This is a genomic window from Cytobacillus sp. EB106-05-05-XG126 (assembly GCF_058791715.1).
Genome location: NZ_JBYTDU010000005.1, coordinates 55,449 through 82,282 on the forward strand (window position 1 = coordinate 55,449; position 26,834 = coordinate 82,282).

General features: G+C 42.6%; 28 protein-coding genes. 9 read left to right on the top strand and 19 right to left on the bottom strand.

Annotation, left to right across the window (positions count from 1 at the left end):
• Nucleotides 1-15: 15 nt before the first annotated feature.
• From AC3WTL_RS16175 to AC3WTL_RS16220, 10 genes are all read right to left on the bottom strand, one after another.
• Nucleotides 16-354, bottom strand: coding sequence for an SCP2 sterol-binding domain-containing protein (locus tag AC3WTL_RS16175; protein WP_048008462.1), 339 nt, complete (start codon nt 352-354; stop codon nt 16-18).
• Nucleotides 355-498: 144 nt separating this feature from the next.
• Complete coding sequence (locus AC3WTL_RS16180) at nt 499-1,770, bottom strand: MFS transporter (RefSeq protein ID WP_252219688.1); 1,272 nt, start codon at nt 1,768-1,770, stop codon at nt 499-501.
• A gap of 146 nt (nt 1,771-1,916) precedes the next feature.
• Entirely contained in the window at nt 1,917-2,228 is a 312-nt protein-coding gene (locus tag AC3WTL_RS16185; RefSeq protein WP_048008460.1) for a thioredoxin family protein, read from the bottom strand.
• Between the two features lie 15 nt (nt 2,229-2,243).
• Nucleotides 2,244-2,597, bottom strand: a complete 354-nt coding sequence (locus AC3WTL_RS16190; RefSeq protein ID WP_035329346.1) for a toprim domain-containing protein — start codon at nt 2,595-2,597, stop codon at nt 2,244-2,246.
• Between the two features lie 293 nt (nt 2,598-2,890).
• Nucleotides 2,891-3,130, bottom strand: a complete 240-nt coding sequence (locus AC3WTL_RS16195; protein ID WP_048008459.1) for a YusG family protein — start codon at nt 3,128-3,130, stop codon at nt 2,891-2,893.
• Nucleotides 3,131-3,289: 159 nt separating this feature from the next.
• The gene (gene gcvH / locus AC3WTL_RS16200; RefSeq protein ID WP_009331744.1) at nt 3,290-3,673 is read right to left on the bottom strand and encodes a glycine cleavage system protein GcvH; all 384 of its coding nucleotides are present in this window, start codon (nt 3,671-3,673) and stop codon (nt 3,290-3,292) included.
• Nucleotides 3,674-3,748: 75 nt separating this feature from the next.
• The gene (locus tag AC3WTL_RS16205) at nt 3,749-4,108 is read right to left on the bottom strand and encodes an arsenate reductase family protein (protein WP_222499093.1); all 360 of its coding nucleotides are present in this window, start codon (nt 4,106-4,108) and stop codon (nt 3,749-3,751) included.
• A 432-nt stretch (nt 4,109-4,540) separates the two neighbouring features.
• Nucleotides 4,541-6,325, bottom strand: a complete 1,785-nt coding sequence (locus AC3WTL_RS16210) for an acyl-CoA dehydrogenase FadE (RefSeq protein WP_197218581.1) — start codon at nt 6,323-6,325, stop codon at nt 4,541-4,543.
• Between the two features lie 65 nt (nt 6,326-6,390).
• Entirely contained in the window at nt 6,391-7,566 is a 1,176-nt protein-coding gene (locus AC3WTL_RS16215; protein WP_252222497.1) for an acetyl-CoA C-acetyltransferase, read from the bottom strand.
• 39 nt (nt 7,567-7,605) lie between these two features.
• Entirely contained in the window at nt 7,606-9,987 is a 2,382-nt protein-coding gene (locus AC3WTL_RS16220) for a 3-hydroxyacyl-CoA dehydrogenase/enoyl-CoA hydratase family protein (RefSeq protein WP_252222500.1), read from the bottom strand.
• A 261-nt stretch (nt 9,988-10,248) separates the two neighbouring features.
• Between AC3WTL_RS16220 and AC3WTL_RS16225 the strand changes: the two genes are divergently transcribed.
• The 3 genes from AC3WTL_RS16225 (at nt 10,249) to AC3WTL_RS16235 (ending at nt 11,142) form a co-directional block, all read left to right on the top strand.
• Nucleotides 10,249-10,380: a YuzL family protein gene (locus AC3WTL_RS16225; RefSeq protein ID WP_076258846.1), complete on the top strand. Its 132-nt coding sequence runs from the start codon at nt 10,249-10,251 to the stop codon at nt 10,378-10,380.
• A 129-nt stretch (nt 10,381-10,509) separates the two neighbouring features.
• Nucleotides 10,510-10,779 carry a hypothetical protein gene (locus tag AC3WTL_RS16230; protein WP_222499091.1) on the top strand — a complete coding sequence of 90 codons (270 nt, stop codon included), beginning with the start codon at nt 10,510-10,512 and terminating at the stop codon, nt 10,777-10,779.
• 15 nt (nt 10,780-10,794) lie between these two features.
• A complete protein-coding gene (locus AC3WTL_RS16235; RefSeq protein ID WP_222499089.1) occupies nt 10,795-11,142 on the top strand; it encodes a spore coat protein in 348 nt (115 codons plus the stop codon).
• A gap of 343 nt (nt 11,143-11,485) precedes the next feature.
• Here AC3WTL_RS16235 and AC3WTL_RS16240 read toward each other — a convergent pair whose 3' ends face one another.
• The 5 genes from AC3WTL_RS16240 to AC3WTL_RS16260 form a co-directional block, all read right to left on the bottom strand.
• Complete coding sequence (locus tag AC3WTL_RS16240; protein WP_252219691.1) at nt 11,486-11,734, bottom strand: YusU family protein; 249 nt, start codon at nt 11,732-11,734, stop codon at nt 11,486-11,488.
• Nucleotides 11,727-12,491, bottom strand: coding sequence for an IucA/IucC family C-terminal-domain containing protein (locus AC3WTL_RS16245; protein WP_252219694.1), 765 nt, complete (start codon nt 12,489-12,491; stop codon nt 11,727-11,729). Before AC3WTL_RS16245 ends, AC3WTL_RS16240 begins: the two co-directional genes overlap by 8 nt.
• On the bottom strand, nt 12,488-13,312 hold the full coding sequence (locus tag AC3WTL_RS16250) for an ABC transporter ATP-binding protein (RefSeq protein ID WP_163142543.1): 825 nt from the start codon (nt 13,310-13,312) through the stop codon (nt 12,488-12,490). The genes AC3WTL_RS16245 and AC3WTL_RS16250 overlap by 4 nt, the downstream gene beginning before the upstream one ends.
• Before the next feature lie 81 nt (nt 13,313-13,393).
• A complete protein-coding gene (locus tag AC3WTL_RS16255; RefSeq protein WP_252219698.1) occupies nt 13,394-14,449 on the bottom strand; it encodes a FecCD family ABC transporter permease in 1,056 nt (351 codons plus the stop codon).
• The gene (locus AC3WTL_RS16260) at nt 14,449-15,450 is read right to left on the bottom strand and encodes a FecCD family ABC transporter permease (protein WP_252219701.1); all 1,002 of its coding nucleotides are present in this window, start codon (nt 15,448-15,450) and stop codon (nt 14,449-14,451) included. The genes AC3WTL_RS16255 and AC3WTL_RS16260 overlap by 1 nt, the downstream gene beginning before the upstream one ends.
• Before the next feature lie 226 nt (nt 15,451-15,676).
• On the opposite strand from AC3WTL_RS16260, the gene AC3WTL_RS16265 reads away from it, so the two are divergent.
• The 4 genes from AC3WTL_RS16265 to AC3WTL_RS16280 all read left to right on the top strand — a co-directional run bounded on the left by AC3WTL_RS16265 (nt 15,677) and on the right by AC3WTL_RS16280 (nt 20,590).
• The gene (locus tag AC3WTL_RS16265; protein ID WP_252219704.1) at nt 15,677-16,645 is read left to right on the top strand and encodes an ABC transporter substrate-binding protein; all 969 of its coding nucleotides are present in this window, start codon (nt 15,677-15,679) and stop codon (nt 16,643-16,645) included.
• A 241-nt stretch (nt 16,646-16,886) separates the two neighbouring features.
• The gene (locus tag AC3WTL_RS16270) at nt 16,887-18,380 is read left to right on the top strand and encodes a spore germination protein (protein ID WP_197218563.1); all 1,494 of its coding nucleotides are present in this window, start codon (nt 16,887-16,889) and stop codon (nt 18,378-18,380) included.
• 54 nt (nt 18,381-18,434) lie between these two features.
• Nucleotides 18,435-19,535: a GerAB/ArcD/ProY family transporter gene (locus AC3WTL_RS16275; RefSeq protein ID WP_252219706.1), complete on the top strand. Its 1,101-nt coding sequence runs from the start codon at nt 18,435-18,437 to the stop codon at nt 19,533-19,535.
• Nucleotides 19,532-20,590, top strand: a complete 1,059-nt coding sequence (locus AC3WTL_RS16280) for a Ger(x)C family spore germination protein (protein WP_252219709.1) — start codon at nt 19,532-19,534, stop codon at nt 20,588-20,590. The genes AC3WTL_RS16275 and AC3WTL_RS16280 overlap by 4 nt, the downstream gene beginning before the upstream one ends.
• A gap of 31 nt (nt 20,591-20,621) precedes the next feature.
• Here the strand turns inward: AC3WTL_RS16280 and rodA are convergent, their stop codons facing one another.
• The 4 genes from rodA to AC3WTL_RS16300 form a co-directional block, all read right to left on the bottom strand.
• Nucleotides 20,622-21,794 carry a rod shape-determining protein RodA gene (gene rodA / locus AC3WTL_RS16285; protein WP_222499075.1) on the bottom strand — a complete coding sequence of 391 codons (1,173 nt, stop codon included), beginning with the start codon at nt 21,792-21,794 and terminating at the stop codon, nt 20,622-20,624.
• 248 nt (nt 21,795-22,042) lie between these two features.
• Entirely contained in the window at nt 22,043-22,825 is a 783-nt protein-coding gene (locus AC3WTL_RS16290; RefSeq protein ID WP_252219711.1) for a DUF4931 domain-containing protein, read from the bottom strand.
• A gap of 367 nt (nt 22,826-23,192) precedes the next feature.
• The gene (locus tag AC3WTL_RS16295) at nt 23,193-23,957 is read right to left on the bottom strand and encodes a FixH family protein (RefSeq protein WP_252219714.1); all 765 of its coding nucleotides are present in this window, start codon (nt 23,955-23,957) and stop codon (nt 23,193-23,195) included.
• A gap of 154 nt (nt 23,958-24,111) precedes the next feature.
• Entirely contained in the window at nt 24,112-24,567 is a 456-nt protein-coding gene (locus AC3WTL_RS16300; protein WP_492369747.1) for a hypothetical protein, read from the bottom strand.
• A gap of 121 nt (nt 24,568-24,688) precedes the next feature.
• On the opposite strand from AC3WTL_RS16300, the gene spoIIP reads away from it, so the two are divergent.
• Nucleotides 24,689-25,822, top strand: a complete 1,134-nt coding sequence (gene spoIIP / locus AC3WTL_RS16305; protein WP_048008443.1) for a stage II sporulation protein P — start codon at nt 24,689-24,691, stop codon at nt 25,820-25,822.
• 230 nt (nt 25,823-26,052) lie between these two features.
• Complete coding sequence (locus AC3WTL_RS16310; RefSeq protein ID WP_394580648.1) at nt 26,053-26,802, top strand: (S)-benzoin forming benzil reductase; 750 nt, start codon at nt 26,053-26,055, stop codon at nt 26,800-26,802.
• Nucleotides 26,803-26,834 lie beyond the last annotated feature (32 nt).

Sequence of the window (26,834 nt, forward strand, 5' to 3'; positions counted from 1 at the left end):
CTATTAAAAAAACGGTCAAGTATTGTGCAGTGAAATTTTCCCTAAACAGAAAAAAGACTCGAGAAGCAACTTTTTTCTGTAAGTGGTTTCAAGCATTATTTCGTTTTGGGAAATGGCATCCCTTAGCTTTACTTTTCCTGTAATCAGTGACAATACAGCTTCTTCCGATCCCGAGATTTCAACATCAAAATGGCTGGTGCGGCTTGCCTTCTGTATTTCCCCATTCGAAATTTTCAAAGGAATGCATGTGTTTCCCGCCTTAATAAGCAGAGAAAAGTTTGAACTTCTTAAGAAAAATCCAAGATGCCCTTTAGCCTTTAATTCCCGGATAAATACATCAGGTAAACTCCTCACAGCCTCACCTCTTTTAATGGGGTCAATTGACTTTAATATTCAGTAATAAAGTGCTTTAATCCTTTATTTTTCATTCGACAAAATCAGAAAGGCATTGCCTGTTTAATTGGCATTGCCTTTTCATTTCCCGAGAAATATGTCAGATCATACTATTTTCACAGAGGCTGCTTCAGTTTTTGTCTTTTTATAGCCTCTGAATACAAAGAAAAAGTAGAGAGAGCCAATCAAGTATAAAGAAGCTGTAATGGTGAATACGAGTGCATATCCCCAATAATCTCCATATCTCATGACGATTCCTGTTGAAACCGGGCCCATTACAGCCCAGCCCAGATTGAACACCATCTGATTGACTGAGTTTGCCAGTCCTTTCATCGAATCATTTACCTTTGACATCATCAATGACATTTGTATAGGATTTCCCGCATTCATCAACGCCTGCCGGAACAAAAAGCCAATGGCAGCCAGCCAAAGGTTTTCAGTATAAGCGGTTAAAAGCAGGAAAGGAAGTGACATGAGCTGCAGGATCACAACAGCTTTTACCTCTCCCACTTTTCTTACCACAACCGGTCCGATAATCATGGCAAAGGCCGTGGCAGCCTGCCCTAATGAAATAATCATGCCAATAGCTGAATTGGAGGCTTCAAAGCGGTCTGCGAAGTATAGATTCAGATAGGGAATAACTAGTCCTGCACCAATTCCAATCAGCAGCTGAGCAAAAGCAAACATCGCGATAATTTTGACACCGTCATTTTTAGCTGAGAGTTTTTTGAATGACCAGCCTTTTATGCCCTTTGCACCTTTTCGATCTTTCGAAACCTCTGCGAAACGCAAAATTGGAAATAAGCCGGCTATGAAAAACACACTTGCAATCAGAAGGGTGATGCGTATGCTGGTGAGCTGATCCGTAAACAAAGAAAATACATCCGTTAAGATGCCCCCGCTTAAGTTCCCGATCACATTGGCGCCCGTCATTATAGCAAAATGGATACTGAATAAATGAACCCTTTGATCAGCCTTTGAATTTTCAGCCAGCCATGGTATGCCGGATACCTGAAGAAAGGCTGTTGTCAGCCCGGTTAAAAATGCAAATAAAATCAGGAGCTCCTGCATTTCAACTATACTTCTGAAGAGCATAACTACACCTGTTGCAACTGCACCAAACATCATCGCTTTTTTTCTGCCAATTCGGTCGCTGGCGATCCCTGCCGGCACAAGAATCATTGCTGTCGCGAGAGCAGTCATGGATATGATTTGTCCATTAACACTTTCTGAGTAGCCGAGCTCCCTTATGTAGAAATTATAAATTACCATGAATATCCCAAAACCAATTTGTGTAAGGATATTCGCCATAAAAGCCAATTTTATGTTGCGGTTATAACCTTTAAATTGACCAGCCCACTCCCTGTAAAATGCCATGCGGATCCCTTCCTGCACTGTATGATTTTTATTTCGACTCCCTAAGTATCATACTCTTTCGGAATGGGTTTGTAAATATATTTTGAATAGTGAAAAGGCTTTTTTAAAACATGCAAAAAACCAGGCTGCTTTGCTCCTGGTTTCTGCTAATCGATGCTTCTGATTTTATCCAATAAATAGGGTACGGATCGGAAAGCATATAATTTTTCATGTAAAGTTCCTTTTCTGAAGATGAGGAGGCAGGGTACGCTTTCCACTCCCCATTTTTCAGCCAATTGCGGCATATAATTTAAGTCCGCTTTCCCCATTTTTTGACCTGGCAGCAATTGCTCTGTAACTGCCAGCATCTTTCCTGCCATCTGGCAGGTTCCGCACATAGGCGTATACAAATAGATAAGAATTGTTTTTTCTTCTCCGCTAATCGCTTCCTCAATGTCCTGCTGCGACCATTCCTGCATTTTATCATCCTTACTTTATCTGTCCAGATATTGTGTATAAACGTCAATGTTAGCTCCCAGCAGCACTGTTGCCAAATGGTGTTCCGGTGCCGTCGCTACTTCTCTGTACATTCTGTCGATGTATAGATGCTCTGCCTCTGGAAATTCCCTTTTGAATTGTTTTCTCAGCTTTTCACCTGCTGAATCGGCATCCACCAATATATATACATCCTTATCAAACAGTGTGTCAATTAATTCATCCAGTTTGGTAATGCTTATTGTTCCATTTGTGCAGATAATTTCAACGGGCTCTCTTATAATGCTTTTAACCTTTGTTTTATCTGACTTTCCCTCGACAATAATCACTTTTTCCGGAATTCCATCGTTCATCGTCATCACCTGAAAGGAGTTATTTTGAAACTGTTCGTTTAAGCTAAAAGCCAGTAATGCATTGTTTTTATCTTAATATATTCATTATTCTAGGTTATGGTGTGAATCTCCTGCCCATTTTGGAGGTTAGGGCCTTGCTGATTTATATATTCCTTGCCCGGTTTAGGAAAGGAAATGTTTTTGAAGAAAAATATTTTTATGTCTTCTTTAAATAGCCTAATTCATTGTATGCCCGGTCATAACACTTTAGCCTATTAAATAAACAGCGGAAATAATTCCGCTGTTTACAGTAGTCAGCACCAGCCGCCTTCGTCACAGTCTGTGTAGCGCGCTTGCGCTTTATCTGGAACGGAGACATTCTGGTATATTTTTTGGTGTTCGGTTTCAAAATGATGGGACAGGTTGAAAGAAGAGCCTTCCGGAAGGCTGATTTGGCCAATTTTTTCATTTTCAAGATAAAGATCTATCCCATTATTGTTAAGTTTGCCGACAACCCGGTCAGTTATATCGATTTTCTGCTGCTTCAATGTCATGGGTAATCATTCCTTTCATGCATTTGGGTACCTATAGTTTTGCCCTGTCTATGTAAAAGAAAAATAGCAATTAAAGGTAAGAACAAAAATGCTGAAGCAGCTGGACATGATTTACCCTAAAAACGAAAAAACCGGTTCGGAAGTGAACCGGCTCTCTAATTAATCTTCGTTTGTCATTTCTTCATATTGCTCAGCAGTCATCAAGCTTTCTACTTCGCTTAAATCTGAAGGCTCCACCACAACCATCCATGCTTTTTCATATGGAGACTCGTTTACGAACTCAGGATTGTCGTTAAGATCTTCATTTACTTCAACCACTTTACCGCTTAGAGGCGCATAAAGTTCAGAAACTGTTTTTACAGATTCTACGCTTCCGAATGGTTCGTTTGCACTTAGCTCATCGCCAACTTCAGGAAGCTCAACGAATACAATGTCACCAAGTTCTGATTGCGCGAAATGCGTAATCCCAATACGTACTTTCCCATCTTCTGTTTTTACCCACTCATGCTCTTCTGAATAACGTAATTCTTTTGGTGTGCTCATTATGTATCCCTCCATAGTAATATTTCAATTTATGATCAGTAAATCGATCTCATGGTTAATGATGGCTTCCAGCTATTAGGAAAGCCATTTCTTTTCATATTCCTCTTCTTTGAAGCCCACTGTTACTTTCTCTCCATCTGTCAGCAGCGGACGCTTGATCAGCATGCCGTCTGTTGCCAGAATATCGAGCAGTTCTTCATCTGAAGAGGTTTTTACTTTGTCCTTCAAGCCGAGCTCCCGATATTTTTGGCCACTCGTATTAAAGAACTTCTTTAGTTCCAAACCGCTGTTTTTATAATGCGCTTCAAGTTCGCTTCGAGAAGGCGGATTGTCTGTTATATGTATTTCTTCATAGGACAGATTATGTTCGTCAAGCCATTTCTTGGCCTTACGGCATGTCCCGCATTTAGGATACCAATAAAAAGTCAACGCCATTTTTTCACCACCCATTTTAGCAAATTCAGGCTTATCCAAAATTGCTGCCTTTTAATTGAATAGTAACATAAATGGATGACAAAGCATAACATTGATCACCAATTTAATATTCGACAAATTTCTATATAATCCTTCTGGCAAAAAAAAAATCTTTTAAGGGTTATTTTTCCAAAAACTGTTTTAATAACGATTGTTGTTCGCTAATGTTGCCCGTTGATTTCCGCTCCAGGCACTTGCTTTCCGCGGGGAGAGATGAGAGCCTCCTCGGCTTCGCCTGCGGGGTCTCTCACTTCCCTCACTTCCCGCAGGAGTCAAGCGCCCTCCGCTCCAATCAACTCAGATATTTTAAACTTAGTTTATAGCAAAAGAATATACGAAAACAGCTTTGAAAAAAGTAAAGCTCCCTTCTTGATAAAGGGAGCCTAAAATCGATTAAACTGTAAAACGTTCCGCGTCGATCAGTTTTTCTGATGCTTCACGCTTCTTTGTAATCACGTTGACTGGCGTGTGTCGTGTGAATTTGCGCAATGCTGACATCATCATGCGCAGTGCATCGCCGTTTTCAACTGCCACAAGTGTTTCCTTTGCATCCTGCTCGATTTCGTTAAATGCCTCCTGGCAGAAGATTTGAGTGTACAGGAGCTTTTGTTTGCTCTTTTCAAGTCCAGCTTTTTCAATGGCCTTTTCAGTGCGAAGAACAACAGATTCCATTGCATAAGCATTCGAAATAATATCCGCAATGTTTACAAGTACTTCCTGTTCTTTATCAAGAGCCTTTCCATACTTTTGTGCTGCCAGACCAGCAGCAAGCAGTCCGATCTTCTTCGCGTTCTTAACCAGATATTTTTCCTGTGCAAGCGGCTCGTCGCCAGGCTCTTCAGGCATCATCATCATGAGCTCTTCCTGCAGCGCCTGGGCTTTCTGGAATAACGGAAGCTCTCCCTTTAGTGCTTTGCGGAGGTACGTGCCTGGTACCAATAGGCGATTGATTTCGTTTGTTCCTTCGAAAATACGGTTAATGCGTGAATCACGGTAAGCTCTTTCAATCTCATATTCAGCCATGAAACCGTAGCCCCCGTGGATCTGAACACCTTCATCTACTACGTAGTCGAGGACCTCCGTATTGAAAAATTTATTCATGGAGCACTCAATGGCATATTCAGCAATTGACTTTGCGACTTCCTTGCCATCTTTTATTTCCTCATCTGTAAGCTTGCTCATACGGTCCTCGAACAAACCTACTGTACGATACACTGCACTTTCCGCTGCATAAATCTTTGAAGCCATTGTGCCCAGTTTTTCTTTAGTCAAATTAAATTGAGAGATAGGTGTCTTAAACTGCTGGCGCTGGTTCGCATACTGAACAGCCAGTTCGAATGCACGCTTCGCTCCGCCAACTGCTCCTACACCTAACTTATAGCGGCCAATATTTAAGATATTAAAAGCAATCACATGGCCCTTGCCGAATTCACCCAGCAGGTTTTCCTTTGGCACCTTGGCGTCTTCAAGAATTAACGTACGAGTAGAAGAGCTCTTGATTCCCATTTTCTTTTCTTCTGCCCCTACAGATACACCTGGGAATTCTCTTTCAACGATGAATGCAGAGAAGTGCTCGCCGTCAATTTTTGCATATACTACGAATACATCTGCGAAGCCTGCATTTGTTATCCATTGCTTTTCACCGTTTAATACATAGTGTGTGCCCTCAGCATTCAGCTTGGCGGTTGTTTTTGCTCCAAGAGCGTCAGAACCTGAGCTTGGCTCTGTCAATGCATAAGCGGCAAGCTTTTCGCCTGTAGCAAGTTCAGGAAGGTATTTTTGCTTTTGCTCTTCATTTCCGAATAGAACAATCGGAAGAGAGCCAATGCCGACATGGGCGCCGTGAGAGATGGAAAAGCCGCCTGCACGCGCCATTTTCTCTGCAATAAGTGCTGAGCTTACTTTATCTAATGCAAGTCCGCCGTATTCCTCTGGAACATCTGCGCCTAATAGGCCAAGGTCTCCAGCTTGCTTCAATAGTTTTACAGAACGGTCAAATTCATGGTTTTCAAGATGTTCAATTTGCGGTACAACTTCATTCACTACATAATCTTCAGTCGTCTTCGCGATCATAACCTGCTCATCTGTATAATCTTCAGGTGTAAAAACCTGGTCATAGGAAACATCTTCGATTAAAAAGCTTCCGCCTTTGATAAGATTTTCAGTTTGATTTGACATTTACTTTCCTCCATTCTGTTTTTGCGGAGAAAAGCCTGTGGCTTCTCTCCAAATTTCGATTCATCTTATAAAAGTTCAAATACTCCGGCTGCGCCCATGCCGCCTCCGATGCACATTGTTACTACTCCGAATTGCTGATTACGGCGTTTCATTTCATGAATTAGAGACAGAGTGAGCTTGGCTCCGGAACAGCCCAGCGGGTGCCCGAGTGCAATAGCGCCTCCGTTAACATTTACCTTCTCTTCATCCAATCCTAGCTCACGGATAATTTGAATGGATTGGGACGCAAAAGCTTCATTCAATTCAAATAAACCGATATCCGAAAGCTCCAGCCCTGCAAGCCTTAATGCTTTAGGAATGGCCACAACCGGGCCGACACCCATAATCTCAGGAGGAACACCGCCTACGGCAAAGCTTCTGAATTTAGCCATTGGCTTCAATCCTGATGATTCTGCCTTTTCCCGATCCATAACCATTACCGCTGCTGCTCCATCACTTGTCTGAGATGAATTTCCGGCTGTGACACTGCCGGTTACCGAGAATGCGGGACGCAGTTTTCCAAGTGATTCTATTGTGGAATCTGCACGAACACCTTCATCCTGGCTGAATTGGATTGTTTTTTCTGTCAGCTTATTGTCTTTTCCAACAGATCTGAACGTTACTTCTACAGGTACAATTTCATCTGCAAATTTGCCTTCCTGGATTGCCTTCGCAGCCTTCTGATGACTTCTGACAGCAAATGCATCCTGGTCTTCACGTGTAATGCCATACTTTTTTGCAACCTCTTCAGCTGTATGTCCCATACCCATATAATATTGAGGAGCTGTTTCCGCCAGTTTGGCGTTCGGGCGGACTACATGCCCCATCATTGGCACCAGGCTCATAGACTCTGCTCCGCCAGCGATAATTGTATCTGCATGGCCAATCATGATTTTTTCAGCTGCATAGGCAATAGCCTGCAGGCCTGAGGAACAATAGCGATTGATCGTTATCCCCGGCACTTCATGTGAAAGGCCGGCAAGGGCGCCGATATTCCTGGCCATGTTCAGCCCCTGTTCTGCTTCAGGCATAGAACATCCGATAATTAAATCATCGATATTTCCTTCATAATTTCCTGCACGCTTTAGGGTTTCTTTTACTGCGAGCGCTCCTAAGTCATCCGGCCTGACATTTGCAAGCGTACCTTTTTTGGCTTTTCCGACCGGTGTCCTGGCACCTGCAACTATAACCGCTTCTCTCATCATGTTCCCTCTCTTTCTATTAATGTCCCACTCTATCACTTAATTGCGCAATGGTTTCCCTTTTAAAAGCATGTGCTGCATGCGCTGCTGTGATTTTGGTTCCGCAACAAGGCTAAGGAATGCTTCGCGCTCCAAGTCAAGCAAGTATTGCTCATCAACCTCTGTTCCGTATGGCACTTTTCCGCCTGCAATTACATAGGCAAGCTTTTTGGCAATTTTCAAATCATGCTCTGAGATATAGCCGGAGTAAAGCATTGCCTGTGCTCCAAGCAGAAGGGTTGCAAAACCTGTTTCGCCGACAACAGGCACTTTTTTGCGGACAGGGGGCTTATAGCCTTTCTCATGCAGCGCAAGGACAGCCTGCTTTGCATCATAAAGGAGATGGTCCCCATTTACACTGATGCCATCTGCCAGGTTCAGGAAGTTATTGTCTCTTGCTTCCTCGCCAGATGTTGAAACTTTTGCCATTGCAATCGATTCAAACACTTTATTCGCAACCTTTTGAAGGTCAAATTCAACACCATTTGGCATATTTTCAAGATGCTTCAAATAAAGCTCCTTGTTTCCGCTTCCTCCCGGGATCAGGCCGACACCCACTTCAACTAGCCCCATATATGTTTCGCTTGATGCCTGAATATGTGCAGCAGGCAGACATACCTCAGTCCCGCCGCCAAGTGTCATGCCAAATGGAGCGGCAACAACCGGCTTCGCGCTATACTTAATTTTCATCATGGCATTCTGGAAGTGGCGGACTACCATATCCAGTTCATAAATATTGTCATCCTGCGCTTCCATGAGAATCATTCCAAGGTTGGCACCTACGCAGAAGTTCTTGCCCTGATTCCCGATTACAAGCCCTTTGTAGTTCTTCTCCACTTCATCTACCGCAAAGTTGATCATCTGGATAATATCCAATCCAATGGCATTGCTTTGCGAATGGAACTCCAGCAATGCAACCCCATCGCCTATATCAACAAGGCTTGCACCGGTATTCTTTTTAATAACACCTTTTTGCTTCTTAAGCTGTTTTAAATTAATTACTTTAGGGTTTTCCTCGATTAATCTGTACTCGCCATTATGATAAAAATATTTCTGTCCTTCTTCTTCTTTGTAGAAGGAATTAATGCCTTTTTCCAGCATCTCTTTTACCCATGCCGGAACTTCTTCGCCTGCTTCCTCCATTTTTCGAACCGATTTCTCTACTCCAATAGCATCCCAGGTTTCAAACGGGCCAAGTTCCCAGCCAAAGCCCCATTTCATCGCCCGGTCTATCGCTGTCACATCATCAGCTATTTCTCCGTGAAGCTGTGCTGAATAGAGAAGGGCTGGGCTGAGAATGTTCCACAATAATTGGCCAGAGCGATCATCTGAGTATACAAGCGCTTTCAATTTTCCTGCAGTGCCTTTTTCCTGTATGGCCAGTTCAGTCGCAGCTGTCTTAAGCTTTTGGCGCGGGCCATATTCCAAAGTTTCCGGATTCAGCTCCAGAATCTCTTTGCCCTTTTTCAGGAAAAATCCTTGCCCTGTTTTGCTTCCGAGCCAGCCTTTTTCCTGCATCACTTTCATGAAGTCCGGAACTTCAAAAACTTCCTTTTCTTTACCGCCCACCTGGTCATAAACATTGTTTGCCACGTGTATAAATGTATCAAGCCCTACTACATCAAGTGTTCTGAAGGTAGCACTTTTCGGCCGGCCAATCAGCGGACCTGTTATGGAATCCACTTCGCCGACACTGTATCCGCCCTTGAGCATCTCCTGCACTGTAACCAGCAGGCCATACGTGCCGATCCGGTTGGCGATAAAGTTCGGTGTATCTTTTGCTTCAACTACTCCTTTACCCAGTACATCTTCGCCAAATTGCTTCATAAATGACAGCACTTCAGAAGAAGTGTTTTTAGTAGGTATGACTTCAAGAAGCTTTAAGTAGCGGGGAGGATTAAAGAAGTGCGTTCCCAGGAAGTGTTTTTGAAAATCTTCCGAGCGCCCTTCTGACATTGCTTCAACAGATATCCCTGACGTATTGGAGCTGACAATGCTCCCTGGCTTGCGGTGCTGGTCTACTTTTTCAAATACCTGCTTTTTTATGCTGAGGTTTTCCACAACAACTTCAATAATCCAATCGACATCTTTCAGACGCTCCATATCATCTTCAAAGTTTCCTGCCTCAATCAAAGCTATATTTTTTTTAGAAGTTAATGGAGCGGGCTTTTGTTTTAACAGCTTTTGGCGGTTTGCTTCACTGATTCTATTGCGGACTTCTTTATTTTCAAGAGTAAGCCCTTTTGCCTTTTCGGCATCCGTTAATTCGCGAGGCGCGATATCCAGTAAAAGTGTTGGAATTCCGATATTGGCCAAATGGGCTGCGATCCCGGATCCCATGACTCCGGAGCCTAATACTGCCGCCTTTTTTATTTGTTGGATCAACTTTATTTCCCCCTTTTGCTTTTTGAATGAATACTCATTCATTTTATTTTCAAAAAAAATATGCATCTCTTCTGAATGAGTTCTGTTAATTATAACTATAAAATATTTGCAAAATTTACGCAATGATTTTAAGCGGAAATTTAAAAATGTTTTGAAATTTAATGGTGTCCAGCTGTAATTTTTTTGTGCAATTTGTGATAAGTGTTTTGGACACTCTAAAAAGGAAACATTCTTAGTTCGTGAGCGGAGGTGAAAGAAATGGGAAAAATGAAAAAAGATCCTTCTAAAGCAGGAGTCAGCGCTGCAAGTGTCCAGGGAGATGCGGGCCCGACTGTTGAAAGGGAAGGTCCTAAAAAGAGAAACAGCCAAAATAATCAATACAAGCGATAATCCGTTTTAGAATCAGTCTCCTTAAAGTTTGCATTATGCATATAGGTAAATCATCTACAGCAGAATAGCAAATATTTTTCAGAGGCAAGATATGTTCGAATAATGCTATTAGAATTGGAGGAACAAATTATGCAGCAAAATATGAACATGCAAAATCAGCAGGGTATTATGCAGCAGCCTCCTGCTGTCATTTCCACTAAAGATGCCCTTTACTTAACAGACATGCTTTCCTGGAATCTTCTTGCCTGTAAAAAAGCGCATTTTTACGCGCAGCAATGCCAGGACCAGGAGCTAAAAACACATTTCGAGCAATGCGGCCAAATGCATCAGCGTCACTATGAGCAGCTGCTTGTTCATTTAAACCAGCAAAGTCAGCAAAACTTTATGGGAATGCAATAGGAAGGAGTCTTGAAAATGAACCAGAACCAGAATCCAAATACGATTCAGAATCCCGAAACACAGGTGAATAAAACACCGCAAATGAATGAGCGGGACTTTACCAATGATATTCTGACTACTGAAAAGTATATGACAGATGCCTATTCGGTTGCCTTAAATGAGGCAAGCCACCAGAGCCTGTATCAGGATATTCTTGCGGCATTTAATGAAACACAAAACCAGCAAAGAGAATTCTATAACCTAATGTTCAAAAAAGGCTGGTATAAGGTTGAAGCCGCAGAACAGCAAAAACTCCAGCAATCTTATCAGCAGTTCCAGGGCTATACGAATCAATTGCCTTATGGAAATGGCCAGATGCAATAAGAAAGGCGGAAGCGCCTTGTCCCCGAAGGAACGCAGACTAAGAACGCCACGTCCTCCCAAAAGCTTTCGCTTTTGGTCGTGCGATGGTTGCTGACGAAGCCTTCCTTGTCCTGCGGGCCTCAGGCATAAGACGGTTCCTGGAAGAAGGCGTTCTTCCTTCTGCAAGGAAACGGCTTATGACCTCGAGGGGGTAGGCGCTCCTCCTAAAAGCTAACGCTTTTAGTCGTGCGATGATGTTGCTGTCGAAGTGTTCCTTGTGGGGCTAGACAATTATCGAATTTGCAATATGCTTAAAAAAACCGCTGCTTTTGATGGCAGCGGTTTTTTTAAATACAAAATGTCTTTACTTTTTTTTGCTTCTCATCTCTTCATTCAGTGTTTTAATTTCAGATATGAGAGTTTTCATTTCTTCTTTTGCATCAGGATATGTATCATTCCAGTGCTTGGCTAAAGGCGGCATGGATTTCGCAATAAAAGAATACAATGCCCAAGCTTCAACCTTTTCTTTTAACTCCGGAGTGGCCTCACCGATTAGAAGTTCGGTATATTTTTCAAGCAGGCCATCCAGCTGTTCCTTCAATTGATCATTCATCAGGAATCCTCCTTTTATTGCTGCAGGAGTGTGGACAAGTCCCGCATCGTTTACCGCTGCTGGTCAAGTAGGAGTAGCAGCATGTTTTCCTGGGCCGCACTATTTCCCCGGTGTTTTCACTCAATATTTTCCCGCTGTCAAATTTCTTTAAGGGATTCATATTTTCACAGCCGAATAAATTGCCCGGAGCTTCCTCCAGGATAAACCTATAATCTTCAGCCGCCCTTTCCGAATGTCTTCCCAAGGGTAAAATCTTTTCGTAAAGCCAGAACAGATAAATCGCTATATTCTCCCAAAGAATTAGTCTAGAGACTTTTGCTTCGCTAGCTATTCTATTGATCAGCGGAAAGATATGGCCCTTAAATAGAGTCCTCACCGCATCCTCTCTCCATTGATCCCTATCCATCCCAGCCCCTTGACCCTGAAGACGGACAAAACGAAAACCCGGAAGCCACAGACCGTCTCTTTCCTGACTGACTATTGTAATATTTTCATGCCTGATATCCAATTTCACATTCCAGGACGTCATGCAGTATAAGTAAATGACAGGCAGAAAGGCATATCTTTTTATTAAAATTGAAGCTGCCGTTTTATTATCTGGTGCTCCTAAATGGTTTTTCACTGCTTCCAGATATGCACCCGTTTGAGTTGGGTCCAGCAAATTTTCCGCTTTAATGGTTAAAGGAGAGCTCTTCCCTTCCCGGGCAAGTCTGAATTGCCCGAGAGCTTCTGCCTGTTCTCCTGTTAATTTAATCATCCCTGAAGTCCTTGCCCTTTTAAAATACATCGCCCTTTTCCATATGGGATGCATAGCGGTGTGCCGAATAACGGGTCTATCGTTACTTCGCATTCCATGCCAAACACGTTTTTAACCAATCCGCAATTAATGACATGTTCCGGCTTGCCCTGAGCAAAAACCTTTTGATTTTTTATCGCAACAATATTATGAGCATAGCGGCAGGCCAAATTCAAATCATGAAGCACCATGACGATGGTACGCTTTTCCTTTTCATTCAGCTCGAATAATAAATCAAGTATTTCAATTTGATGTGTCATATCCAAATAGGTTGTTGGCTCATCCAGCAGAATGGTATCTGTATCCTGTGCCAGAGTCATGGCAATCCAGGCCCTCTGACGCTGCCCCCCTGAAAGCGAATCCACTGTCCGGTCTTTCAATTCTTCCATTCCTGTTGCCTTCAAAGCATTTCTGACTTTTAATTCGTCTTCAGTAGACCATTGCTTCAGCCATGTTTGATAAGGGTATCTTCCCTGTTTGACAAGCTGAAGAACTGTGAGCCCTTCCGGAGCTGAAGGAGATTGAGGCAGAATCGCCATCTTTCTGGCAACATCTTTCGTGGAAAGTTTGGCTACAGCCTCACCTTCCAACAATACAGCACCAGATTTCGGCTTTAGCAGCCTGGCAATAGACCTTAGCAATGTCGATTTCCCGCAGCCATTTCCACCAATAAATACCGTGATTTCCCCTTTAGGTATTTCCAGGTCCAGTTCATTAATAATAATGGTGTCTCCATATGACAAGGTTAAGTCTTTTGTAGCGATTGCTTGCCCTGCTGTCATCTCTGCCCTCTCCTTTTCCTAATATTTATATCTATAGGCTCTCCAGTTGCCTGTATCATACGAGTTTCAAGCTTTTCCAGCTTATGCGTTTCTTGTCTTGAAAAGCAGGTAAATAAAGTAAGGTGCGCCGATGCTGGCTGTAAACACCCCCGCCGGAATTTCAAGCGGCGAGAACAAAGTCCTGCCTATCAGATCGGCTGCCATGACCAGGATTCCGCCAATCAGAGCAGCAGCCGGAAGCAAAGCGCCAAAAGCAGAGCCTACCATCCTTCGTGCCATATGAGGAGCCATTAAGCCGACAAAGCCTATCCCTCCGCCGAATGCGACAGCTCCGCCAATTAATGCCGTGCTGACCATCAGCAGCAGAAAACGGTATTTCTGTACAGTGCTGCCTACACCCATGGCAATATCATCGCCAAGTTCCTGGATATTGACATTGCGCGCCAGAATAAACGCCAGTACCAGAAACACGAGTGTCCACGGGACTAAAATTGCGACATTATCCCAATTTGAACCGTAAACTGTCCCGGTTATCCAGATATTCGCCTGGCTGGCCTGGTAAATTGGCCCAAAGACCATCATCAAAGTGGTCAGTGCCTTCATTAAGCTTGCAAGACCAATCCCAATTAAAACAAGGCGTATTGGCGACACTCCATCCTTGTAGGCTAGAAAATAAACAAGGAAAGCTAAAATAGCAGCACCCGCAAAAGCTGCAAGAGGCATCCAATTAATACTTACAGTTAATGCATTGTTTTTATCACTAAAGAAGGCAAGAAAACCTACAACTGCTACAGATGCTCCCCCTGTAATCCCGATAATATCAGGAGAGGCAAGCGGATTTCTGATAATACCCTGCAGGATTCCCCCCGCAGCAGCAAGCGCCATTCCCACCATTAAGGCAACGATGATTCTTGGAAGTCTGAATGACTGAATGATCAGCCTATCCATATCCGAGCCCCCGCCAAAGAATACCTGTACTACCTTTAGCGGGCTGATCTTCATTTCACCTGTACCGGTGCTGATCACGAAGACTCCGGCAGCCGCTGCTGCCAATAATAAAAATGTGATAAGTGCTTTCCGGTTTACTAAAAAAGATATCTTATCGCCAAAAAGGCGCAGGTTATAATATTTTTTCATTATTTATTGAACCCCCTTCTGGCAATATACACAAAGAAAGGAGTTCCAATGACGGCGGTCATGACGCCGACAGGTACTTCCTGCGGCATGATGATGTACCTGGATGCTATGTCTGAAATCAGAAGGAGCATTCCGCCGAGAAGACCCGCATAAGGAATAACCCAGCGGTGATCAATGCCAACGACAGCCCGGGTCAAATGTGGAATGACAATGCCGAGGAAACCAATGGGACCTGCGACAGCTACCGCTCCTCCTGACAGAAGAACGATAACAATGCCTGCACCCAATTTAAGCAATCCTGTTTTCAGGCCAAGCCCTTTCGCAACGTCCTCACCCATTGACAGGACATTCAATTTTCCAGCAATGATGAGTGAAAAGATCCAGCCGGCCAGTAAATATGGGAATACAGCTGCAAGGGTCTCAAGCTTCCTTCCGGATACAGACCCCGCCAGCCAAAACAGCACCTGCTCAAGGGCAGTCTCATTAATGACGAGAAACCCTTGTGTCATCGAAGCAAACATGGCACTCATCGCCGCACCGGCAAGGGTTAATTTCATAGGCGTCAGCCCTTCCCTGCCGATGGAGCCGATAATATATACAAAGATAAATGAAACAGCTGCTCCCAGAAATGATACCCATGTAAAGACCTGCAGATTACTGATGGAAAATAGTGTTACTATAATGACAACTGCAAATCCGGCACCTGCGTTAATTCCGAAGATCTCAGGAGCAGCGAGAGGATTCTTTGTTAATGACTGGAGCAGGACACCCGCAATCGCTAAGCTTGCCCCTACCGCTGCTGCAATCAGAGCTCTCGGCAGACGGACAGATTGAATGATTATATGTTCATTCGTTCCATCGAAGTTTGTAAATGCATCAATTGCCATCTTCCAGGTTGTGTCGGTATATCCGTATACGATACTGAAAGACATTAATATTAATAATAGTAGGATAGCTGCAAATAGCCCAGCCCATCTCAGAGAATTTGTTTTTAATAGCATAGCGAGACCCTTCTTGCGTCTATTTAATAATGTTTAGTTATATTTTCAGTCTATTGTACAGAGGATTAGCTGTCAATGAGTTTGAAAATCATTTTCATTGGTCATTTAGAAAATTAAATGAAAATGATTTTCAATTACCTATTGACAATGTAAAGCGTTCACATTAGTATAAAAGTATCAAATGAAAATGATTATCATTAACAACGCAAAAATGGAGGAGTACATAATGAAATTTAAGTCTTTACTAGCCATTCTTTCAGTTTTCACGATCTTGTTCCTGGCTGCCTGCGGGAATAACAGCGAACAGGATGAGAAAGCCGATAAGGAAAAAGAAGGAACCAAAACAGAAGATACAGGCTATACAGTTGAGCACGCAATGGGCACAACTAAGCTTGATAAAGCACCTGAAAAAGTAGTCATTTTGACAAACGAAGGTACTGAAGCATTACTTTCCATGGGTGTTACTCCAGTGGGTGCCGTTCAGTCCTGGACTGGCGATCCGTGGTATGAACATATTGCTGATGATATGAAAGATGTTAAGGTTGTTGGTACAGAAAGTGAAGTAAATGTAGAAGCAATCGCAGCGCTGCAGCCGGACCTTATTATCGGCAACAAGATGCGCCAGGAAAAAATATATGATCAATTAAATGACATTGCTCCTACTGTCTTTGCTGAAACATTGCGTGGAGACTGGAAGGAAAATTTCGAGCTTTACGCAAAAGCAATCAATAAAGAAGAAGAAGGCAATAAAGTCCTTGCTGATTATGACAGCCGCATCGAAGAAATTAAAACGAGCCTTGGCGATAAATTGAGTCAGGAAGTTTCTATTGTCCGCTTCATGGCTGGGGACGTCCGCATCTACCATAAAGACTCCTTCTCAGGCGTCATTCTTGATCAAATCGGACTTGCGCGTCCGGAAAGCCAGAATGTTGATGACTTCGCTGAAAAGAATGCTACGAAAGAGCGCATTCCTGCTATGGATGGAGATGTATTATTCTACTTCACATATGAAACAGGGGATGGCGAAGCAAATAAACTTGCTAAAGAATGGATTGAAGATCCATTATTTAAGAACCTGAAAGTAGCTCAGGAAGGCAATGTTCATGAAGTCAGCGACACCATCTGGAATACTGCCGGAGGCGTTATTGCTGCTAACCTGCTATTGGATGACATTGAGAAATACCTGGTGAAGTAATGCAAAAATTGTGATTGCGCTCCCATAATACCCCCTCTTTTATGAGAGCTCAAATATATATTGGCTTCAGCGCCTCCCCAATGGAATCGAGGGGCCCGGCGCTAAGCTGGACAAAAAAGGAACCTGACCCAGGTTCCTTTTTTATTTGCCCTCACTAATCCTTTTTTTATTGCCTTCCATTCATAAGTTTTCCAAAACCGGCAACAATAAGCGTAATGCCGAAAACGATGGTGATTTACCTATGAGAAAATGGTTAAAGAATAAACGGATTAAAGAGGATATAGAGCATAAGGAATGGGAGCAATCCTTCATTAAATCCAAAGACTTTAAAAAAATCTTTTATTATAACCAAAAAACGAATGTGCGTTTTGGACTTACTTTCATGGCTACTTTAATCGATGAAAATATTATCCAGGACGGTATTCTCCCAAATCTGCTCGAAGACGAATTCCGGGAAATCGAGGACATTAAACAGCTTGTCCCTGTGGCTGATGTGCAGATTTGCGACGACCCTTCATTGATTGAACAAAAGCTGATGAATGGCTACGTCATGCTGACAATTGAGACAGAGCTCAAACATTTCGGCTTTATAGCTGCGCAAAAAGAAATAGTCAGAGGTCTAAGCCAGCCTGAGGTTGAGTTTTCTGTTATCGGGCCTAAGGAAGCCTTTGTAGAATCGATGGGCCAAAATTTGAATTTAATCCGGAAACGTCTGCCTGTAAAAGAACTGATCATTGAAGAATTCACACTGGGAAGCCTTTCAAAGACTTCAGTCGCAATTCTTTATATGGAAAATATCACGAATGAAGATAATGTAGACACTGTCAGGCAGAGACTTAAGAACGTACAGTTTGATGCCATCACAGACAGTTCTTATATTGTCCAGCTGATTAGCGATAACTCCAATTCCCCTTTCCCGCAGCTGCTTGATACAGAGAGGCCTGACAGGGTCGCGGGGATTTTGGCAGAGGGAAAAATCGCTATTGTGGTTGACGGATCACCCCATGTATTAATAACGCCAACCACCCTCGTTGAGTTTTTCAGCTCTTTTGAAGATTATTTTTTAAATTATATTTTATCTTCGTTTTTCCGGCTTATCCGCTTGTTTGCGGTTGCGTTTTCTATTCTGATTACACCTATTTATGTAGCAACTCTTTCATATCATTATGAATTGATACCAAAGGATTTGATGAGTACCTTAATCACATCAAGGCGGGAGATTCCGCTTCCTCCTATTCTTGAAGCGCTGTTTTTAGAGCTTACAATTGAATTGCTTCGCGAGGCTGGAGCACGTCTTCCGACGAAGGTCGGCCAGACAATCGGTATCGTGGGAGGAATTGTAATAGGAACTGCATCAGTAGAAGCAGGCCTGACGAGTAACGTCCTGCTAATTATTGTAGCCCTTGCAGCTCTCGCTTCCTTTACAACACCTGTATACAGGATGGGCAATACGATTCGTTTGCTTCGCTTTCCTTTTCTGTTTTTCGCAGAGTTATGGGGCCTGCTCGGAATTGTATTTTGCTTCTGTGTACTGTTGACTCATTTAACCAGGCTGACTTCACTTGGAAGGCCATTCCTTGAACCGCTCTACCCCCCTCGGGTGGTGGATATGAAGGATGCCCTTATCCGGCTTCCATTTGAAGCACAATCCAAAAGGCCGATTTTTTTAAGAACTAAAAATCCTATCCGTTTTAACAAGAAAAAAGCAAAAAAGAAAAAAGATATTGATGAATAATGAAGCAGGTATCTGCTCAGAGCCTTTTGAGATTATCATATGGAGGTGAACCAGATGAAGGAACAGCCTATACCAGAGAGATTACAAATATCCCCCTTTTTAGTATTTTATATGGTCATGTCCATACAAATCGGAATTGGCGTGTTAGGTTATCAGAGGATTATTGCAATGGATGCAGGATATGATGCCTGGATATCCATTTTATTTGCCGGCGGATGCATTCACATAATTATTTGGTTAATCTATAAAATCTGCGAGACTGCTGGCGGTGATATTGTAACTGCACATAAATACGTCGCAGGAAACTTTATTGGCAAAGCACTCAGCGCCATTTTTATTGGCTATTTTATCCTGTTTTCCTTAACAGTTTTAAGGACATTTATAGAAGTCATTCAGGTTTGGATGTTTCCGGAAATCAACACCTTCTGGTTCTCCTTCGGCTTTTTGGCGCTTTGTGTATACATTATTTTTGGGGGATTTAGGACTGTGGTGGGTATTGCATTCTTTGGGCTTGTTTTGCCGGCCTACCTTCTCCTTACATTTGGCTGGGCGATTAAATTCTCCAACTTTTACAATCTGCTGCCCATTTGGGATCATTCCATAAAAGAGATGCTGACAGCTTCTTATCATATGTCCCTTACTTTTATTGGGTTTGAAAGCATTATTTTTTTCTATCCTTTTATTAAAGAACCAAGGAAATCCCAGAAATGGGCTCATTTGGCCGTAATGACTACTACTCTTATATATACGATTTTAGCCATCATTACCTTTGCCTATTTTTCCGAAGAACAGCTGTCTAAACAAATCTGGGCTAGTTTAACAATGTGGAAAATAGTGGAGATGCCCTTTGTTGAACGTTTTGAATATATTGGAATCGCCAACTGGAACTTAATCATTCTTCCTAATATATGCATATCCGTATGGATCGCTTCCCGGCTCGTTAAAAGGGTCTTTAATATTCGCCATAAAGTGGGCGTGTTTTTTGTTGTTGCCGCAGTGCAATCCATTATTACTTTTTTGGATACAAGGGAAAAAATTAATACGCTTAATGACTATGTTGGTAAAATGGGATTTATTTTTAACTTTATTTATATTCCTTTGCTTTTCGCTGCTGTCATGATAGCCAAAAAGCTAAAAAAGGGGAAAAAGAAATGAAAAAACTGCTGCTTATCGGTCTTGTGCTGCTGCTTTCCGGCTGTGTGGACAAAGAAATACTGGATGATATTAACATTGAAGTAGGGGTTGGCTACGATTTAGCAGAGGATTCAAAAGACAAATACAGAGGGACAGTATTATTTCAGGAATTCCAGCCTGATAAAAGTGTGATTAACCGGACCTTTTCAGGGAACGGAAAGCTCCGGCAAGATCTTTTATTAGATGTGACCCGGCAATCATCGGAGCCCGTAGTGACAGGCGGGTTAAAGGTGGCCGTCTTCGGACCTGAGATTTCCAAAAAGGGGATCTATGATCTGATAGATTCTTTTCAAAGAGACGCAAGTATAGGAGCACGGGTATTTGTTGCGACCTCGGAGGATAAAGCGGAAGATGTGATGAAGGGAGAGTATGGAACAAGGGGAAATTCAACTTACATTTATAACTTGATACAGCATAATATTGAGCACCGGGATATACCGAAAACCAACCTCCACATTTTATCCCGTAATTATTACGAAAAAGGGAAGGATACTTTTCTTCCCCGCCTCAAAAAGATTGCGGATGATAAGGTGGAGATCATTGGAGTTAGCCTTTTCGATGAGGATAAGGAGGTAGAAATCCTGCCTGTAAAGGATTTGTTCTTTTTTAAGCTGCTGGTTGACAAATATAGTGAAGGGAATTTCGACGTAAAATTAAAAAAAGACGATACTGCGGCTGTAAAAAGTATAAAATCCAAACATAAAATTAAGATTACTGATAATCACGCTTCCATTCACATTAATATAGAAGGCATTATTCGTGAGTATACCGGCAATAAGCTAGCGTCAGAGGTGGTTGGTGACGTTGAAAAGAAGCTGGAGAGTAAGGTTGAAAAGGAATGTCTCAGACTATTGAAAAGGTTTCAGGAGCTTGGGATTGATCCAATTGGGCTGGGTCAAATTAAGAAAACACAGCACCGGAATTTTGATTATAAAAAGTGGGAGGATGATTATAAAACACTGGGATTTGATGTTAAATGCAATGTAACAATTGAAGAAACCGGCATTATTGAGTAAGAGCGGGCTTTAATAAGCCCGCTCTTTCTATTCAATCACTAGTTGAGAACATATATTTTTTATAATGGTAGCGAATGGAGAATATCAGTCCCATGGCCAGCATATTCCCCATCAGCGAGCTTCCTCCATAGCTGATGAAAGGAAGGGGAATGCCTGTGATAGGCAAAAGGCCGATGGTCATTCCGATATTCTGAAAGACATGGAATGTAACCATGCTGATAACACCTACACAAATATAGGTATAGAAATTGTTCTTGGTTTCCATGCCTATCTTGGTAATATGGTAAATCAGCAGAAAGAAAAGGCTGACCACAATGCTTGCCCCTACAAAGCCAAATTCTTCACCTACAATACTGAAAATAAAGTCAGTATGGCTTTCAGGCAGGTAGACCTCCCTCGTTCCATATCCTTTCCCGCTTGTTTCACCGGACCCAATGGCAAGGAGAGAACGTGTCAGCTGAAACCCGGTTGAACTTTGGTAATTATAGGGGTCAATCCAGGAATAGATGCGCGCAAACTGATATTCCTTTACTCCCAAATACTTCTCAAGGATATCCGGATGCCATAAAACAAAATATAAAATGGTGCCTGCAAGGGCCGCTCCTGTTCCAAATATAGGGGCCAGCAGCTTCCAGCTGATTCCTGAAATGAAGATCATGCCAAGCATGATTGCCAGAAATACAAGGCTTGTCCCTAAATCGGGCTGCTGCATAACCAGCAGCAGGGGCACCATTGTTAATCCAACCAATTTAATCAGCAGCCATAAATCAGTCTGTATGGTTTTGAATTGATTTTTTTGATGATGCTCGTCAATCGTTTTGGCCAATACCAGAATAATGAACACTTTAACAAGCTCAGCTGGCTGAAGGGATCCCATCCCAGGAACCTTGTACCATGCTTTTGCCCCATTAATGACAGGAGCTATGCTTGCTGGCGCCACAACCAGGAATCCAAGCAGTACAATGCCCAGGCCATACACATACCAGGAAATCTTCTTCAGCTGATCGGAATCCAGTGTGATTACGGCAGCAATGATTCCTGTTCCAACGGCATACCAGACAACTTGCTTCAAAAGGAAGTTTTCTGTATATTGTCCTGTAGTCTGTGCGCTGTAAATAGATATGGCACTTACCAGGAATAGCAGCATCAATATTAATACTAAGCCCCAATCCAGCTTAGGAGGTGTATATCGATTTGAGGTCATGATTATTCTTCTCCTTTAAAAAACAAAACCATTTACCTTTTAAGGCATAACGGAGCACAGTGCAAGGAATAGCATATGTACCTCACAATATTCCTCGCTACAATATTTCATTATATTTTTTATAGAGATAAATCACAACTTCTAAAAGCGAATGGTTATTATTTCAAATTTTTACGATTACTGAGAATGGTTATTTACAGCCATATTCAGCACAGTCTAAGATACTCTTTATTCAGATGCAAAAGGTATTAAGACCCGGTTTTAAACTCCCCGCTGAAATATCTCACTTTTATATCATCTCTCATCCACTCGAGATTATTAGGCACCTGAGGGATGCTGTATCCGATGAAAATAGGCGTTGTAATATAGCGCGGAACAATTTTCGCGTAAATCTCCCTGCCCAGCTTGTAGAAAAACAAGTTATAACTATTGCTTGGAAAAGGGAAGGCATTCAGAATATAATGCGCAGCAGTCTGGATACATTTCGCAAAGTACGGAATATCATCCTGATCTGCAAGCTTCACATTAAATTCATAAAAGCCGATTCTCGGGGAAGTCGATAAAGTGAACACCGTGCCGCTTTCCTCATGAATAAGGAGCCCTTCAAAATCCTGCGCCTGGATTTTTTCCTTGTAATCAATGTTTTTCAATCCCACAATCTGCATATGCGGATGGGCGATACTTCCCCCGGATAATGGCCCATGGTTTTTGAAAAATAATACAGATTCATATTCCCCGCTTTCTTCCATAAGCAGCCAATGTTTTAAACCAAATGAAATTAACCTGACCAAATGTTCCTCAGGGTAAACAGACAGCTCACCATCACATTGATCCGTTTCAATCAGCACCGTCTGATAGGAATTTTCCAGAACAGGATACTTATTTTTCAGCAAAATAATTGAATCCTCTACGGCAATGATATCGGTCAGCTCCTCCCTTGTACAAAAAGGGCAGCTGATATCCTTATTCCGAATGCTATTAGGCTTTTGGACCCCAATCCCTGTATTAAAATGCAAATGTGTATCTGACATCTCTCTGACACCTGCTTTTCTGTATTCTCTCCTTCTATATTATCATGAAACCGGGAGCAGGGTATCTGTGCCAGTTTCAATGGGTGGTCGGGGAGGGAGTTCGGACATTCATCGGATTTTTCCAGGGTTTGAGTCTGAAGTTGCACGGTGTTCGGACTCAAACTGACTGCTTCCTGCCGCTTGTGTCTAAAGTTGCTCTGACTTCCGACTCAATCTGACTTTATCCTGTAGTTTGTGTCGGAAGTAGCACCGACTTCGGACTTTCACCGGACTTTTCGAGGGTTTTGTGTCCGAAGTTCCCGCCAAAACTTTATCTCGTAAACTAAAAGAATCAGCGGGGTAATTAATCCTCCCCGCTGAAAAGTATTTATTGCACCGTTAATTCAGTTTCTGTGTGCTCGTGAATGTCGTCGCCTTTTTCCACATGTGTCGTGATGGTGTATGTGCCTGCATTTGTAAATTGATGGCCGGCTGTGTATTTGCCCGGTTCTGTTTCAGACATGTTCACCCATTGAGGTGTTGCACCATTAAGTGAGATCTCAAGTTTTACTTTAGCATCCGCCAGCGGTTCCCCATCATTATCAACCAGGGCAGATAATTGTGTTTGTTCGTTCGCATGGATTTGGTCAGGGCCCTGCAGCTCAATGGATACTTCACCGCCATGGCTGTGAGAGTGGCCTTCTTCATGGCCCTCATTTTCCTGGTCATGCCCCGTTCCTGAGTCCTCGGCTTTTGCTTCACCAACTTGTATCGAAACCATTGGCATAGTATGCTGGCTTCTTGCCGTTACATGGGACTGAACATAGTAAAGGCCTTCCTCAGTAAAAGCATGATCAGCAGTATATTTACCCTCTGATCCGTGCTTTGCCTCTATCATTTCACCGTTTTCTTTTTGTCCTTCCTGCCAGACTTCAAATTTCACCTCATCTGCATCTGTTACAGCCTCACCGCCTTGTTTAACAGTGACAGCAAGGGCTGCCTCCTCGCCAGGGTTAATCGTTTCAGGCACCTCGATAACAGCTTCAATGATTTGCGGCACTTCGTCTTTTTTTGCTGGCTTTTCTTCTTCAGATTGGCTGCATCCGCCAAGAACCAGTAAGCCCGCCATTATGCTGAATAATATCTTTTTCAATTTAATGTCCCTCTCTTTATCTATATTGTTCTTTGATAAGATAACTATAAAAGCTATTTGTGATAAAACAATGAAATCTTTTCAAAAAGTAAAAGGCCCTTTCAGGCCTTTTGAGATTTAGTACAAAGGATTGCTTTTTATTATGTATTTTATACTATATGGATGCAAGATCATTCAGGACCACTTGTTTGTCCTCTTTCTTTGCGATGTCTTCTGCAGCCTCGTAAGCAAGCTTTTTATACTGCTGTACATTTTCTTCATCGCCGGCTATTTGATAGGCGCGGGCCAAAGCTTCATAGGCGAATGCCAAATCAAAGTCCCCAATTTTGTTAGAAAGACAAATTTCCAGATTTCTTTTAGCATGAAAAAGAGCAGGCTCAGCCCGGTTTAAGACTGTATATACCCTGGATATCTGCCACTCTCCCCTTGAAAGGTTAACAGGCTGTCCTGCAATTCCCCAATGATAGCGGGATGTATGTACCATATGTATCATTTCCAGGTTTTCATCTTCCGTTCTATCAGGATTCTCCATTAAGTCCCATACTTTGTTGAATAAACTGATGGCCAATTTTTTATGTTCGCCTTTTTCCATTAATACTTTCTGCACCATTTCAGACATCTCTTTTTAATAGGCTCTTATAATAAATTCGTCCAACAGCCCGATTTCCCTTTAGTCCCTTATCTTCTAATTCAGCTTATCCGTCATATATTTAGAGAGTGGAGGGATTGATATGAATTCTAAATTAAGTTTCCATTCTCTTTTCTTTTATATAAACAGCTGGCTTTTCAGTATTTGTGCAGTCGTGGCGCTTGCCGGGGCTGTTACGCTTTATCCGGCTGCCTTTTCTTCGTCACATATGAATGTGCTGCTGAAGGATATTAAAGCCGACCAGCTCTTCATTCACTTTTTAAAAGCTGAAAATCATTATTTTTATAAGGAAGCTCCTGCCGAAAGCTACTCCCTGTCCGGAACCCTCTTTAAGCTGGCAACCAATACACAGCCGCAGGATATTAGGACGTTCCTTGGCCGGGAGCTCCCTGGTTTTTCGATTTTTGATACCGGTATTGCCGTTGCCGGAGAGGGTACCGATTTCACCAACCTGCCAGTGGAATCCGCCCCTCCACTTGAAGTTCTTTTAAAAGAAAAAGAATTGGCTATGAATAATGGCCAAAGTGAGGAAAATGCTGCTCCCCCGGTAATTCCGGACAAAAAAGGGGTTTTCATTTACCATTCCCACAGCTGGGAATCGTTTGCTCCATTATTAAAAGATGTAAAGAATACAGATGAGGCCGTCAGCCCCAATGAACAGGTGAATGTTATTGCTGTCGGGAAAAAACTTAGTGAAGAATTGGCGAGAAAAGGCATAGGTGCCGAGCATGATAAAACTAACATAGCCGCAGAACTGAAAAAGAAGGGCTGGAACTGGGAAAATTCCTATGCGATGTCCAGAGAAACTGTCCAGACTGCCATGACAGAGAATAAAGATGTTAAATTCCTGATTGATATCCACAGGGATTCGCTGCCCCGCGGGAAAACAACCGCATTAATTGGCCAGGAGTCATACGCCCGACTGTTTTTTGTCGTCGGCAAGGAGCACAAAAACTATGAGCAGAACTTAAAAGTGGCTACAGAGCTCCACCAGGCACTGGAAGCAAAATATAAGGGAATTAGCAGGGGGGTCATTGTGAAAGGAAAAAGTGAAGGCAACGGCATATATAACCAGGATCTTTCCGAACGGGCCCTTCTGCTGGAATTCGGAGGTGTGGAAAATAATCTGGATGAACTGAATAATTCCATTAACGCATTTGCGGATGTGTTCAGCGATTATTACTGGAAGGCAGAACCGGTCAATGCGAAAGATTAGCGCTTGCCATTATTGTCTCCTGTTTACTTTTTTCAGCACCTGTTTTCTTTACCTTCTGTTTGGCATAAGCACGATTACGGTTGCCTGCCTTTTTTCAGGTATCACCCTCTCCATTATCAATTTAATAGAGGATGAAATGAAGGCATTCAGACGGGAACACAATGGCCGATACAGGAAAAAATAATTGTTTTCTGCTTTAATAGAAGATAATGAAGCAGAAAATAGGAGTGATGAAAGTGAAATTGGCTGTTATAACAGGCGCATCAAAAGGGTTAGGAGCTTCCATTGCCAGGAGATTGATGACTGAGGGGACAGGAATCATATCTGTTTCAAGGACCGAAAATCCGGAATTGGCGAAGCTTGCTGCAGAAAAACAAGTATTCTATGCCCAATATTTCTGCAACCTGTCCTCACCGGATGAGCTTGAATCTGTTTTCAGCGAACTGACAGCATTATTGCAGGAAAAACAGCCGGAGACGGTATATGTATTTAACAACGCAGGGGTCATTGATCCAATCGGTACAGCCGGTAATCTCAATCATGCGGCATTAATACAAAATGCTCACGTTAATCTGATTGCACCTATAATGATTTCGAACATCCTGCTTCGTGAAGTTTCAAGTGAAATGGTCATTGTTAATATAACTTCAGGGGCTGCGGAAAGACCTATACAGGGGTGGAGTGCTTACTGCAGCACTAAGGCCGGAATAAATATGTTCACGGAAACTGCTGCATTAGAATTGCAGACAGCAGGAAGCAGCCATAAGATTATTGCCTTTAGTCCAGGTGTCATGGACACAGATATGCAGGGAACCATTCGTTCTTCAGCGAAGGAAGCATTCCATGATCTGGAGAAATTCCAGGCATATAAGGAGAAAGGTATGCTAAGAGATACGGAAACTGTGGCAAGCGCATTGGCCGGTCTGCTGCATAAGGAGATTGAGAGCGGAAAAGTTTATTATGTTAACGACTTAATTTAAATATGTCAAAAGCCGGCTGGCGGGCCGGCTCT